17 protein-coding genes are annotated in these 13,140 nt (G+C 62.1%); 3 read left to right on the plus strand and 14 right to left on the minus strand.

The window, feature by feature from the left end:
* Window positions 1-85: 85 nt before the first annotated feature.
* The 10 genes from J1G35_RS29560 to soxR form a co-directional block, all read right to left on the minus strand.
* Window positions 86-1,009 carry a zinc ABC transporter substrate-binding protein gene (locus J1G35_RS29560; protein ID WP_223016757.1) on the minus strand — a complete coding sequence of 308 codons (924 nt, stop codon included), beginning with the start codon at window positions 1,007-1,009 and terminating at the stop codon, window positions 86-88.
* Window positions 1,009-1,908, minus strand: a complete 900-nt coding sequence (locus tag J1G35_RS29565; RefSeq protein WP_053128716.1) for a metal ABC transporter permease — start codon at window positions 1,906-1,908, stop codon at window positions 1,009-1,011. Before J1G35_RS29565 ends, J1G35_RS29560 begins: the two co-directional genes overlap by 1 nt.
* Window positions 1,905-2,651 (minus strand): metal ABC transporter ATP-binding protein, encoded by a 747-nt coding sequence (locus J1G35_RS29570; RefSeq protein WP_053128718.1) that lies wholly within the window; start codon window positions 2,649-2,651, stop codon window positions 1,905-1,907. Before J1G35_RS29570 ends, J1G35_RS29565 begins: the two co-directional genes overlap by 4 nt.
* Window positions 2,648-3,568 (minus strand): metal ABC transporter substrate-binding protein, encoded by a 921-nt coding sequence (locus J1G35_RS29575; RefSeq protein WP_223016758.1) that lies wholly within the window; start codon window positions 3,566-3,568, stop codon window positions 2,648-2,650. The genes J1G35_RS29570 and J1G35_RS29575 overlap by 4 nt, the downstream gene beginning before the upstream one ends.
* A gap of 19 nt (window positions 3,569-3,587) precedes the next feature.
* Window positions 3,588-4,148, minus strand: coding sequence for a DUF6162 family protein (locus J1G35_RS29580; protein ID WP_223016759.1), 561 nt, complete (start codon window positions 4,146-4,148; stop codon window positions 3,588-3,590).
* Window positions 4,145-4,468, minus strand: coding sequence for a hypothetical protein (locus tag J1G35_RS29585; protein ID WP_053128721.1), 324 nt, complete (start codon window positions 4,466-4,468; stop codon window positions 4,145-4,147). The genes J1G35_RS29580 and J1G35_RS29585 overlap by 4 nt, the downstream gene beginning before the upstream one ends.
* Window positions 4,465-5,004, minus strand: coding sequence for a thiamine pyrophosphate-binding protein (locus tag J1G35_RS29590; RefSeq protein WP_223016760.1), 540 nt, complete (start codon window positions 5,002-5,004; stop codon window positions 4,465-4,467). The genes J1G35_RS29585 and J1G35_RS29590 overlap by 4 nt, the downstream gene beginning before the upstream one ends.
* Window positions 5,001-6,203, minus strand: coding sequence for a PepSY domain-containing protein (locus J1G35_RS29595; RefSeq protein ID WP_053128723.1), 1,203 nt, complete (start codon window positions 6,201-6,203; stop codon window positions 5,001-5,003). Before J1G35_RS29595 ends, J1G35_RS29590 begins: the two co-directional genes overlap by 4 nt.
* Window positions 6,204-6,424: 221 nt before the next feature.
* Window positions 6,425-6,883 carry a VOC family protein gene (locus tag J1G35_RS29600; protein ID WP_053128725.1) on the minus strand — a complete coding sequence of 153 codons (459 nt, stop codon included), beginning with the start codon at window positions 6,881-6,883 and terminating at the stop codon, window positions 6,425-6,427.
* Window positions 6,884-6,971: 88 nt separating this feature from the next.
* Entirely contained in the window at window positions 6,972-7,412 is a 441-nt protein-coding gene (soxR, locus tag J1G35_RS29605; protein WP_223016761.1) for a redox-sensitive transcriptional activator SoxR, read from the minus strand.
* 99 nt (window positions 7,413-7,511) lie between these two features.
* Between soxR and J1G35_RS29610 the strand changes: the two genes are divergently transcribed.
* Window positions 7,512-7,877: an antibiotic biosynthesis monooxygenase gene (locus J1G35_RS29610; RefSeq protein ID WP_053128729.1), complete on the plus strand. Its 366-nt coding sequence runs from the start codon at window positions 7,512-7,514 to the stop codon at window positions 7,875-7,877.
* Here J1G35_RS29610 and J1G35_RS29615 read toward each other — a convergent pair.
* Genes J1G35_RS29615 through msuE form a run of 4 tightly spaced genes read right to left on the minus strand, consistent with a single transcriptional unit; the run spans window position 7,866 to window position 11,937 of the window.
* Window positions 7,866-8,969 (minus strand): sigma-54 dependent transcriptional regulator, encoded by a 1,104-nt coding sequence (locus tag J1G35_RS29615; RefSeq protein ID WP_053128731.1) that lies wholly within the window; start codon window positions 8,967-8,969, stop codon window positions 7,866-7,868. The two genes, J1G35_RS29610 and J1G35_RS29615, sit on opposite strands and share 12 nt — an antisense overlap.
* A 12-nt stretch (window positions 8,970-8,981) precedes the next feature.
* Entirely contained in the window at window positions 8,982-10,169 is a 1,188-nt protein-coding gene (locus J1G35_RS29620) for an acyl-CoA dehydrogenase family protein (RefSeq protein ID WP_053128732.1), read from the minus strand.
* Window positions 10,170-10,224: 55 nt separating this feature from the next.
* On the minus strand, window positions 10,225-11,364 hold the full coding sequence (ssuD, locus tag J1G35_RS29625; RefSeq protein WP_223016762.1) for an FMNH2-dependent alkanesulfonate monooxygenase: 1,140 nt from the start codon (window positions 11,362-11,364) through the stop codon (window positions 10,225-10,227).
* A gap of 9 nt (window positions 11,365-11,373) precedes the next feature.
* Window positions 11,374-11,937 carry an FMN reductase gene (gene msuE, locus J1G35_RS29630; protein WP_027607134.1) on the minus strand — a complete coding sequence of 188 codons (564 nt, stop codon included), beginning with the start codon at window positions 11,935-11,937 and terminating at the stop codon, window positions 11,374-11,376.
* Between the two features lie 399 nt (window positions 11,938-12,336).
* Between msuE and J1G35_RS29635 the strand changes: the two genes are divergently transcribed.
* A complete protein-coding gene (locus J1G35_RS29635; protein WP_223016763.1) occupies window positions 12,337-12,606 on the plus strand; it encodes a hypothetical protein in 270 nt (89 codons plus the stop codon).
* A gap of 234 nt (window positions 12,607-12,840) precedes the next feature.
* On the plus strand, window positions 12,841-13,140 hold a 300-nt coding region (locus J1G35_RS29640), incomplete at its 3' end, for an aminotransferase class V-fold PLP-dependent enzyme (protein WP_223016764.1).

The following is a 13,140-nucleotide window of genomic DNA, read 5'->3' on the forward strand; positions in this document are numbered from 1 at the left end:
AGCTTGCTCGCGAAAAACTTGAGGGCGTTGCGGGGAGCCCGGCCTCCAGCGTCATCGTTGACATCTTTCGCGAGCAAGCTCGCTCCTACAGTGAGTGCACCGTGAGTGCCTTGATCACCTGGTCCACATTGGTTTCCAACTCCGATACCGGGTCCGCGCCGTCTACGTTCAGCACCAGCAACGTTGAACCGCCCGCCGTGATAGCGGCCTTCACCGCGTCACTCGGCTGGCGATGATGCAGCACCACGGCCACGTCGTTGTCCTTCAACTCGGCACTGAGTTTCTGTAATGCCTCAGGCGTCCAATCGGCGTCGGGCCGGGCATCGGTGCTGAGCAGTTCCAGATTCAAACTGCTGATCAGATAGGCAAAGTGATCGCTCAAACTGACCACGCTCAGGTTGTCCGCCTTGGCCAGTCGCGCCTCGCTGTCGGCGCTGAGCTTGAGCAGGCGTTGCTTGAGGGCCGCCAGGTTGGCGTCGATCTTCGCCTTGGCGCCCGGTGCCAGCCGGCTCAGGTCGGCGGCCAGGACATCGGCCATGCGCCCCAGGTTGTTGCTCGATTGCCATGGCTGACTGTTCAAACCGTCAGCCACGCCAGGTTGCACGGCAATCCCCGGCAAGCTGCCATCCACCGGGCGTGCCGCGTCGATTTCGACAATGCGGATATTGCTGCGTCGGGCCACGGGGTAGAGCGGGTCATCGGCCCACAGCGAGCGCAGGCCGATGGCGGCGTCGGCGTCCTGGGCCAGTGTGTTCAGTGCCGGCGCGCCACGGCCGGTGAAGTACGACACCTGCCGCGAGCCCGGCAGGTTGGCGGGGGCCGCGCGCTCAAGCTGCACATCGGAGCCCTTGAGCAACACCTCGGCCAAGCCGTACGTGATCGGCAGGGAGGCCAGGACTTTCACCGGTTTGGCCGCGTGAGCAGCCGGTTTGCCCACGTCGGCCGCCATCAGCGGCGTGGTGATCAAGCAAGCGATGGCCAGGGCCAGAGGCTGAAGAACGGAGCGCATTATCCAAGGTTCCCTTTAAGGCTGGGCACGGTGCCGCGCGCGATGGCGGCAAGTGCGAAGGCGATACCGGCCATCAGGATGATCGCGGCACCGGAGGGGATGGGCAGGTCGAAGATGATCGGCAACAGGATCCCGCACAGGGTGCTGACGGTGGCGATCACCACCGAGATCCAGAAGAAGCCTTTGAGCGATTGGCTCAGCAAGCGTGCCGCCGCCGCCGGAATCACCAGCAGCGCACCCACCAGGATGGCGCCGATGACCTTGACTGCGGCCACGGTGATCAGCGTCACCAGGATCACGAACAGGTAGTCCAGGGTCTTCACCGCTACACCACGCACCGCCGCCAATTGCGGGTTGAAGCTGGCGAGCATGATGCGGTTGTACAGCGGTAGCGCCAGGGCCATCACCAGGGCGCCGACAATCGCCAGTACCAGCAGGTCGTTGCCGTTGACCGTCAGCACCGAGCCGAACAACACGTTTTCGAGGATATGCACGTTGATCTTGCCCGCCAGGATCAGCAGCAGGCTCGCACCCAATGCCAGGGATACCGACAGGAACACGCCGATCAAGGTGTCTGGCGCCAGGCCGGTGCGGTTGCGCAGGTAGTTGAGCAGGATGCCGAACAACAGGCAGTAGCCAAACAGGCTGCCATAGGGCCCGGTGTAGGGCTCACCCAGCAGAATGCCCACGGCCACGCCGGTCAGTGCGGCATGGCCGACCGCTTCGGAGAAAAACGCAAAGCGCTTGACCACCACCAGCGTGCCCAGCCCGCCCAGTACCGGGCCGATCAGCAGGCCGGCAAGCAGGGCGTTGACCACAAAACCATAGGCCAGCGCTTCCGGCAGATAACCGGAAGAAGCCCAACCTTGGACCATCAGGCGAAACGCTTCATAACTCATGGCGCCGGGCTCCGAGGGTGGGTAGAGAACAGGGTCAGCAGGCGGTCCGGGGTCAGCGCCTCTTTTGGCGTGGCGTCGAACAGCAGGCGGCGGTTCAGGCCGGTGACGCGGTCGGCCAGGCGGCCCACGGCTTCCAGGTCGTGTTCGATCCACAGCACGGTGATCCCGGCGAGGCGCCAGTCATTGAGCAAGCGTTCGAACACCTGGATACCGGCCTCATCGAGGGCCGACATCGGTTCATCCAGCACCAGCAACTGCGGCGCCGGGATCAGTCCCTGGGCCAACAACACCCGCTGGCGCTCACCGCCGGACAGCGCGCCCATGCGCCGCGTGCGTTTGTCCTGCATGCCGACCCGTTCCAGCGCCTCGCCAATCGCGGCGGCGTAATGTTTGGACAAGCCCAGAAACGCCGGGCGCCGCTGGCACATGGCAGCCATGAAATCATCCACGGTCATCGGCAAGCCACGGTCGAACTCCAGCGCCTGGGGCACATAACCGATGGTGCCAGGTGTGCTCGGCCACTCCAGGCTTAACCGGCCCTGGTGCGGCGTTTGCCCCAGCAGGGTCTTGATCAGCGAACTTTTGCCGCCGCCATTCGGGCCCACCAGCGCATGGATGCTGCCCGGCTGCACCTGGAAACTTACGCCGTCGAGGATCACGGTGCGGCCCAGGGTCAGGGACACCTTGTCGAAGTCGAGGGTCGGGCCGACGCTGGCGACCTTCAAGTGTTCCGCCGCCGTCATGCCCCTGACTCCTGAATCGCCCGCACCACGGTGTTGAGGTTGCCGGTCATTTCCACTTCGTATTTTTCAGCGCTGTATTCGCCGTAGGAAATATGCGACAGCGGGTACAGCTTGACCCCGGATTCGCGCTGGATGGTGTCGACATAAGTCGACGGGAAATCCATCTCCGAGAAGATCACCTTCACGTCCAGGGCGCGCAGTTCGTCGATGGTCTTCTTCAACTGGCTCGGGCTCGGCTCGATCCCGTGGGCCGGCTCGACCACGGCGGTGACTTCCAGGCCGAACTCGCGCAGCAGGTAATCGTAGGCCGCGTGCACGGTGGCGACGCGCAGGTCCGGGTTGGGCGCGCCGGTCAACTTGGCCAGGGCATCGGCGCGCATTTGCCGCAGGCGTTTGCCATAGGCGCGTGCGTTCTGGGTGTAGGTCTTGGCGTTGTCCGGGTCGAGCTTGCCCAGTTCGCGGGCGATGTTGTTGACCTGGGCAATCGACGCACTGATCGACAGGAACGTATGCGGGTTGACCACCTTGCCGGCACCGCGCGCGGCATTGCCGGTGGCCGCCAGCAGCGGCACGTTGGCGTTGGCTTCGATCACCGGGATGTCCGGGCGCTCGCTGGTGGCGATCATGCGGTCGGCGAAGTCGTCATGGCCGACGCCATTGAGCACGATCACATCCAGGGTGCCGATGCGCTTGATGTCTTCGGCGCGTGGCTCGTAGGCGTGGGGGTTGAAGCCGGCCGGGATCAGTGGCACCACTTCGGCCTTGTCGCCGACGATATTGGCCACGTAGCTGTAATACGGGTGCAGGGTGATGCCGATACGCAGGCGCTTGGCCGCTTCGGCATGGGCGAGGGGAGCGAGTATCAGGCTGAACAGGCCAACCAGAAACATGCGCAACAGGGGGGATGAAATAGACATGGGCAATCGGTCTTCTCGTTCAGTGACGGTGCTGGCGGGTAACGCCGGCATCGAATTGCGCGACCACCTGCTGCCAGCCGGCTGCGATCAGCGCCTGGTCAGTGAGGTCGGAGGGGGCGGCCAGGTCTTTGCTGCGGTTGAGCCAGATATCCGGCTCGCTGCCCTGTACGCGCATCAGCAGTGAACCGCTGGTGGCCGGCGTCTGGCTCAGTCCCAGGTAGGCCGAATTCGCCAGCAACTGCCAGCGATGGTTGCCACGGCTGACCGAACTGGCGTCCTGGGCAAACGGCGCAAAGCCTTCTACGGCCAGTTGCTCGGGGCCAGGCAGGGCGCTTTGCTCTTGTTGCAGCAGGTGGATTTCATCCAGCGTGACCCGCAGGTCGGCGTAGATACCTTGTTCGGCGGCGCTCAGGTCACGGCGGGCGTCCAGTTGATGACTGGGCACCGCCGCGACTTCCTGGGTTTCACCGTGCAGCGCCACCACGGTTCCCGCCACCGCCAGGATGATCAGGCACAGCAGCAGGACGTAGAGGGTTTCGTGGCCGGCACCGGCGGGGCGTACAACCTGTGTGGTACTCATTGAGGCTGGATATCCGCTTGGTCGATTTCCACGACGTGACCGGGGCCGGCATCAAACAGCACGTAGAACTCGGACGCGGGCTTCTTGAAGGTCAGGGTCGAGTCCTGGCCGAGCTTGCCGGGCACCAGGATGGTTTCGTCGTAGCCGATCACATCCAGGGTCACGCCGGGGGCGCCGCTGCCATCGGAGAAACCGCCTTTGCACTGGATCTGCTCGCCGGGGATTTCCTTGCATTCACACATCGGGTTGTGGGCAAAGGCGGTGGTACAGAAACCGGCGCACAGCAACAGTGCGGCGCGGGACAGGCGCTTGAAGGTCATGGTTTAACTCCTTGCTTGTTCAACCAGGCAATGGTGGCAGGCGAGGCCTGGCTCAGCGGGATGGAACCCTGGTGCACGGTGCCGTCCCAGCCTTCCATGGTGACCCACAGTTCGGCGTCGGCAGGCGTGCGTTCCGGTATCGGCAGACCGGCGCCCATGCGGTACGGGGTGCCGAAGAAAATCACCCCGGCGGCGCGCAGGCTGCGTGGTTTGCCGATGCGCAGGTAAGTGGCCTTGACCTGCTCGGTACAGGTTTCGCACAGCGCGGCATTGAAGAACTTCATCGGGCCGGCCGGGTTCGGGCGTGGGCCTTCGTTGCGGAACTCGGCCAGCTTGAGGCTCCAGGGCCCTACCTGCACGTCACCCGCCACGCGCTCACCGATACCGGTGTCGCCGCGAAACAGGGCGGCCTCGGAAAAGTACTTGGGCATGAAGCCCAGGGGCACCAGCAACAGCAGTACGTTGATATGGAAGCGCCATTTCAGCCAGAAGGCCCGCAGCGGCGAAGGCGGTGCAGCGGCAGTGACCTTGCTCATCGGTTGGCCTCCGAGGTTTCAGCCTGCATGGCTGGGATGGATGCCGGCGCACGTTGCACCTTGGCTTCGCGCTTGAGGGCGTTAAGGGTGGCGAGGGCGGTGCGCTTGGTCCAGATCAGCAGGCCGCTCAGGACCATCATGCTCAGCACCAGGCCAAAGAATGCCCAGATCAGCTTGATCCATATGCCACCGAAGTCGCCGGTGTGCAGAGGGCGCATGGATTCGGTGACAAATTCCAGCTTGGTGCGATCGGACAGCAGGTGAGCCGAGGCGACTTCACCGTCATACGGGTTGATTTGTGCGGTCTGGTACATCAACGGATACCAGCCTCGGCCGCCGATCTGCAGGTGGCTGTAGGCGTTGAGGGGCAGGCTCACGAAACTTGCCTCGAGCCCCGGAATACGCTGGGTAGCGATTGCGATCGCTTCATCCACGGGAATCATCGGCGCCGGTACGCCGGGCGCCGACGTCGGGACTTTTTCGCGGGCGATCACTGGCACGATGGGCTCGCTGGAAATTGAAATCTGGTTGTCAAACAGGATCGCCTGGATCAGGAACCAGGTGCCGGTAATGGAGATCACCGCGATAAACCAGATCGACCAGATGCCGCTCAGGCGGTGGAAGTCGCCCCAGAAGATTCGCGCGCCGTGGCGGACACGCAGGGTCGGCCTGAGAAAGCCCTTCCAGAATTTCTTGTACACCACCAGCCCGGTGACCAGCGAAGCCAGCAACGGCAGGCCGAGCAGTGACACCAGGTACCAGCCCCAGCTGAAGCCATTGGTGAACGGCACCAGCCACCAGCCGTGGAGGGCGCGGGTGAACTGGCGGAAGTCGAACGACGGGCTGATGCCCTGGATCGCGCCGGTGTAGGGGTTGACGTAGACCTCGACCGAGCGGCCGTCGGGGTAGCTGAGGTCGACACTCAGGGCGAAGTGCGATTCATCCGGGCGGTTCAGCGATTGCACGATCACCTGGGGCTCGGCGCGCTTGATCGCGCTGATCACCTGGTCGTAGCTCAGCAGCTCGGCATCGTCCGACGGTTTGCTTGCGCGGATATCCGGGTTGGCCAGCCAGACGATTTCCTGGCTGACCACCGCCAGGGTGCCGGTGACGCAGACGATCAGTACAAAGAACCAGATGGGCAAGGCCAGCCAGCTATGTACGAGAAACCAGAGTTTGGAGCGTGACTTCTTCGACATGTGAATGAGGGTCTTGATCAGAGTGGGGCGAGGGAGGCCCGGAAAAAGGCCAGTCGTAGCTTTTGCTTACGCGACGGGCTGTATCTGAATTAAGACGGATGAGAATGAGAAATCCCCAAGGCGGATATGAAAGAAAATGTTTCAGGTTCAAATTCAGCGTGTTTTTACGGCGTGGGGGGATTCATTGACTGGGGTAGGAGCCGGCGAACCGGCCCCGATGCTCAGCCTTGCTGGAACATTGCCATGGCGCGTTGGCGGATCTGTTCTTCGCTGAGGTCTTCCTTGCGGGTGGCGAGGTACCAGAGATGACCGTAGGGATCTTTCACACTCCCTGAGCGGTCGCCATAGAATCGGTCCTCGGGTTCGGATACCACGCTGGCGCCGGCTGCAACGGCTTGTTTGAACTGCGCGTCTACGTCGTTCACATACAGATGCAAGGCGACACTCGTGCTTTCAGCCGGATTGCTCAGGGACATTTCATCGCAGGGCGTGGCCAGCATGATCGCTGAGTCACCAATACGCAGTTCGGCATGGCCGACCCTGCCATCAGGCATGTCCAGGCGCATGATTTGGGTGGCGCCGAAGGCTTTTTGGTAAAACTCGATAGCCTCAGAGGCTTTGTCGATGCCCAGATAAGGCGTGACGCTGTGATATCCCTCGGGAATGGGTTTGACGCTCATATCGTTCTCCTTGATTGGGGGGAAGGCGCGGCCTTTTCACTATAGGTCACGCCTATCAAGGGGCCTGTCGGGACCGACGAGGGGATGTTCAACTGGGCTCCAGCAACTGAGCTCCCGGCCCGCGTTCACCGAGTTGGTCATCCTGGTTGCGCAGCGGGCACGCGTCCAGCGACAGGCACCCGCAACCAATGCAGCCATTGAGCTTGTCGCGCAGCAGCATCAGTTTATTGATGCGCTCATCCAGGTCTTCGCGCCACAGCGCGGACAAGCGCTCCCAGTCTTTAGCGTTGGGCGTGCGTCCATTCGGCAGTGTCTGCAATGCCTCGCCAATCGTCGCCAACGGAATCCCCAGGCGCTGGGCGATCTTGATCACCACCACCCGCCGCAGCACATCCCGTGGATAGCGCCGCTGATTGCCGGCATTGCGATGACTCTTGATCAACCCCTTGGTTTCGTAGAAGTGCAGGGCCGTGACGGCCACGCCGCTGCGGGCTGCCAGTTGGCCGACGGTGAGTTCCTTGGTAACCATGAAAACTCCGATTAAGTGCTTGACCTTGACTTAACTAGAGGTTTTACCCTGCGTGGCATCTAGTCGCAAGATTCTGCCTACAGATAAGAGGGAGTGTTCATGCAGGTATCAGAGAAGAATCTCAGTTTCACGCAACTGATCGAATTTCACATCGAACCCCAGCAGCAAGTGGCGCTGGTGGCGGCCTTGTCCACCCAAAGCGAGCGCCTGGCCCAGGGCCATGGCGGCTTTATCAATGCGAGTGTGCAAGTCAGCGAGGATGGGCGGCGGGTACTCAATTACCTGCAATGGCGCTCCCGCGAGGACGGCGAGGCGGCGTTCCAGTGCTTTGAGCACGGCGAGGAAGATTTCTGGACGCTGATCCGCGCGCACCAGGCCACGGCCGTGACCTTTGGTTCGTTCCAGGTGCTGCGCAGTTTCGAGCGCAGCCATGACAATGCGTTGCACTGCCGGCTAAATGGATAGGTGCAGCATCCGTTCCCCCTGCACATTTTCCCCAGGGCGGCGCTTGTTCACCGCCAACTCGCCGATCTTGATCAGGCGTGTGCGTGTGACATTGCGGCTCAGGCCCAGCAGGTTGGCGGTGTGCACCTGGTTGTAATGGCTGAAGCGGTAAGCGGCGCGCAATAGCGCGTCTTCGACCTTTTCGTGCAGGGCGCCGGCCTGTTCTTCGAACAGCTTTTGAAACGCGCGCTCCAGCAAGGCCTCGGCGCTGTTGTCGGTGCCGTGCTGGCTGTCGTCCTGGCGCTCGATGCGCATGTTCGAGAGGCGCAGGTCGTCGCGTTCGATCACGCCGTTACGGCAGATCAGCAGGGTGTGGTGAATCACGTTTTCCAGCTCGCGGATATTGCCCGGCCAACTGTAGCTTTTGAGTTTCTGCTCGGCCTCGCGGCTGATGGTGATCGGGCCGTAGCCGAGGCGCTGGCTGTAGGCTTCGATAAAGTGTCGGGTCAGCGGCAGGATATCGCCGGGGCGCTCGCGCAGCGGGCTGAGTTCCAGGCTGACCACGTCGAGGCGGTAGTAGAGGTCTTCGCGGAAATGCCCAGCGTTGATGGCCTTTTCCAGTTGCACATTGGTGGCGGCCAGTACGCGCACATCGATCGGAATGCTCTTACGCGAACCCAGGCGCACCACTTCGCGCTCCTGTAGGACGCGCAGCAGTTTGACCTGGATGGGCATCGGCAAATCGCCGATTTCATCGAGGAACAAGGTGCCTCCATCGGCCTCTTCGAACCAGCCAGCCTTGGCGCTGAGGGCGCCGGTAAACGCGCCTTTTTCATGCCCGAACAGCTCGGCTTCCACCAGGGATTCGGAGAACGCCCCGCAGTTCACCGCCACGAACGGCCGGTTGCGCCGCGCACTGAGGTTGTGGATGTGGCGCGCCACCAGCTCTTTACCGGTTCCGGTCTCGCCGATGATCAGCACGCTGGCTTCGCTGGGCGCCACTTGCTGGATGTGGTCGAGCAGCGCCTTGGATTTCGGGTCTTCGAAGACCTGGGCCGTGGCGCGGATCGACGTCGCAAGGGCGGGCGAGGGCGGTAAGGTTAGAAGCTGCATGGGCACCTCTTTTTATGAGTAGAACGTCGGAATCGGCAGGGATTGGTTCAACGCCCAGTCCCCCAGTTCGTGGAGCTTGTAATCCACCGGGTCGTGCAGGGTTTGTGTGCGCAGGTTGCGCCAGTGTCGATCCAGGCGCAGGGAGGCGTGGGTGGAGCGCGCGCCGGTGACTTCAAACAGGCGGCTGCACAGGTCCAGGCCTTGGCGGGTGGCGGCGACCTTGGCGGTGGCGATGGCAATCGCCAGTTGGCCGCGTTCGTGTTCGCTGAGGTTGGGGCCTTTTGCCCAGGCCTGGTCGAGCAGCTCGGCAGCGCGTTCCACCAACAGGCGCACACCCTCCAGGGCTACCCAGAATTCGCCGTAGTGATGCAGCACGTAAGGGTCCTGGCGCACGTCTACGGCCGAGGATTTGTGCCAGGAGCGGGTCTCCGTGAGCGTGTAGTTGCGCGCTTCTTCGAAGGCACCTTCGGCGATGCCGAGGAACATATGGGTGAAGGTCAACTGGGCGATCAGCGGGCGCAGGCAGGCAAAAGGCGTGCTCAGCGGGCCCGGGTCGAGCAGCAATTCCGACTCCTCGACGCGCACCCGTTCGAAGCTGGCGCTGCCGCTGTCGGTCTGGCGTTGGCCGATATTGTTCCAGTCGTTGTGCAGGGTGATGCCACTGCGCCCGCTGGGGATGGCGGCGATCAGCAGCTTGCCACCGGCGCTTTCATCCACCGCAGAGGCAATCAGCATTTCCGAGTCGCTGGCGCCGGAGCAGAAGCTCTTTTTGCCGGAGAACTCGCGCCAGCCGCCGAAGTCCTTGACTACCGTGCGTGTGTCCAATGGGTTGAGGGCGTTGCCCCAGAACCAGTTTTTGCGCGCGGTCTGTTCGAACCACGGTTGCCATTGGTCTGGTCGAGAAAACAGGCGCACGGTGGCGAGCATCAAGTGATGGAAGCCGAAGACGTGGGCAATGGAGCTGTCGACCTTGGCGAACTCGCGCACGATGGCCAGGGTGTCACTCCAGGGCGCGCCGAGGCCGCCGTATTGAGTGGGAATGCTCAGGGCCAGCAGGCCGCTTTGGCGCAGGGCGTCACGTTCGGTCTTGGGGGTGCCACCGCGCTCGTCGCGCTCTACGGCAGTGAGGGCGAATTCGGCGGCCAGCAGTCTGGCGGTCTGCAACGGTGATGGCAGGACGCTGTGGGGTTTGGCTGTCACGGGTTTTCCTCTTTATAAGCGGGAGCGACCAACGCCGCTCCCGCCGCTGCGCCGATCAGGCCTTGGCTGGCAGAACATCGTTGGCAATCATTTCGCCGAACGGGCCAGTGAGGTTGGTGATGCCGCGTCCGGCCAGGCTGGCATAGGGCTCCGGCAGCAGCGGGAACACCAACTCGGCAAAGCGATAGGCTTCTTCCAGGTGTGGGTAGCCGGAAAAGATGAAGCTCTCGATGCCGAGGTCGGCGTACTCCTTGATGCGTTCGGCCACTTGCTGCGGGTTGCCCACCAGCGCGGTACCGGCACCGCCGCGTACCAGGCCGACACCGGCCCACAGGTTGGGGGCGATTTCCAGGTTGTCGCGGCGCCCGTCGTGCAAGGCCGCCATGCGGCGCTGGCCTTCGGAATCAAAGCGCGAGAAGGATTTTTGCGCGGCGGTGATGGTTTCGTCGCTGATGTGCTCGATCAGCTTGTCGGCGGCTTTCCACGCGTCTTCTTCGGTCTCGCGCACGATCACGTGCAGACGAATGCCGAACTTCACCGTGCGCCCGTGGCGAGCTGCGCGTTCACGTACATCTGCGAGTTTTTCGGCGACAGCGGCGGGTGGTTCGCCCCAGGTCAGGTACACATCCACCTGTTCGGCGGCGAGGTCGTGGGCGGCATCCGAGGATCCGCCGAAATACAGCGGTGGATAAGGCTTTTGTACCGGTGGGTAAAGGGCCTTGGCGTTCTGTACGCGCAGGTGTTTGCCTTCGAAATCGACTGATTCGCCCTGCAACACGCGGCGCCAGATTTGTAGGAATTCGTCGGTGACTTCGTAGCGTTCGCTGTGGTCGAGGAAGCTGCCGTCGCCGCGGTTTTCGTCGGGGTCACCGCCGGTGACCACGTTGATCAGCAAGCGGCCGTTGGACAGGCGATCCAGGGTGGCTGCCATGCGGGCGGACACGGTGGGCGAGATGATGCCTGGACGAATCGCCACCAAGTAGCGCAGGCGTTCTGTCAGCGGCACCAGTGCCGAGGCGATGACCCAGGAGTCTTCGCACGAGCGGCCGGTGGGAATCAGCACGCCGTGGTAACCCAGGCTGTCAGCCGCCTGCGCGACTTGCTTCAGATAATTGAGGGTGACCGGCCGCGCACCTTGGGTGGTACCCAGGTAATGACCGTCACCATGTGTTGGCAGAAACCAGAAAACATCCATGACCAATCCTTAAGCGATTTTCAGCAGAGAGGGGGAGTGCGCTGCAAACAATGGCGCTGCGCGTTCTGCCGCAAGGCGTATCCGGCCCTTCAGGGGCTCACTGGTTATTTGGTAGTCGGTGAAGTCGGCCTCGGTGGCGTACACGCCGATCGGTAGGGTCAGGGCTTGGAAGAAGCTGAACAGCGGTCGTAGCTGGTGATCGAGGACCAGTGCGTGGCGTTCGCTGCCACCGGTGGCTGCGAGCAGCACCGGTGTATCGATCAGGGCGTTGAGGCCGACCAGGTCGAACAGGTGCTTGAGCAGGCCTGGGTAGGAACCGCGATAGACCGGTGCGGCGACGATCAGCAGGTCGGCCTGTTCGATGGCCACCAATTGGGCTTCGACCTCGGCGGGCAATTCATCGCGGGATAGGGCGCCGCCCAGGGGCCGCGCAATGTCGCCCAGCTCGATCAAGGTGGTCTGGATCGGCAGCAAGGTCGCCAATTCAGCCAGTACGGCTTGGGTCAGCACGAGGGTACGGGACGGGCGCCAGGTTCCGCCGGAGAGGGCAACGACATTCAGGGGACGGGTCATGAACAGTTCCTTTATCAACAGTGGTTCATAGCAAGTGGAGTGCAACGTGTTGAGCAAGAGCTGTACCAACGGGTGCAGGCCTTGATTGGCGTGGGTTGCAGGTTCACTGCTGAAAAATGCTGCTGTTGTCTGACTGGTGATTTGTTGAATGGCTGTTGCCTGGCAAACAGTTGCGTGGCGAACAGTGCGGGTTCGGTGTAAGCCAGTTATAGAGGGTTAGGGTTATTCCGTAAATGAACGTATTTCCATATTTATAGATCATAAAGAAATATGCGTGCCTCGCTATCGAGGGTGGCTTGGCGGTTGATAGCGACTATCACGGACGATGATTTTTCACTGCGCAAGGCCGGGAGTAGCCTGTGTTCATTGACTCGAAACCATCTTCCCAGGGCCACCGCCATGAACCGATTTCTCGCTGTTTGCTTATTGATTGTCAGCTCCGTACTCGCCGGCTGTGCGGGCCATCCTTCGCCAGAACTGCGTCCCTACACGGCCGAAGAGAGCAAGCAACTGGCCCTGGAAGCGCTGAGCCGTCGCGGCTTGTCGTTTGATGAATATCAACAGCAGCGCGCGGCACTGACGGGTCAGCCACACAAGCCCTTCGGGTTTGATCGCCAGGGCGAAATGAACGCCGAGCGCAACGTGGTTTTGCATGGTCGTCCCAGTTGAGTCGGCACTGCGCAGCAAAAAGCCCGAGGCTTCCCTCAAAGGAACCTCGGGCTTTTTGTTTTCCATGGCATGACTTCAGCCTGTTAAGCTGAATTTCAGGAGCGTTCCTACGCACATTTACTTAAAGTTGTTCTTCTTTAATGGCATTCGATCCGGTAAACCTGACGACCTCTGTTCCGGCCGATGCCCCTGAGACGCTGCTCTCGGGAACCTGCTCTGCGAGTCTTAACTGTCATGAATAAACGTCCGCTGTATTTCGACTACGCTGCCACCACTCCGGTGGACGAGCGCGTCATCCAGGTGATGGTCGAGTGTCTGGGCTTCAACGCCAATTTCGGTAATCCCGCGTCCAGTTCCCACGCGTTCGGCCAGGCGGCCCGGCAAACGGTTGAACAGGCGCGTGGCCAGGTGGCCGAGTTGGTTGGCGCACAGCCTGGACAGATCGTCTGGACCTCCGGCGCCACTGAATCCAACAACCTCGCCATCAAGGGCGTTGCCCAGGCGCGGGGCGTGGCGGGCGGGCATATCATCACC

The organism is Pseudomonas sp. SH10-3B (genome assembly GCF_019891415.1).
Taxonomy (GTDB): Bacteria; Pseudomonadota; Gammaproteobacteria; order Pseudomonadales; family Pseudomonadaceae; genus Aquipseudomonas.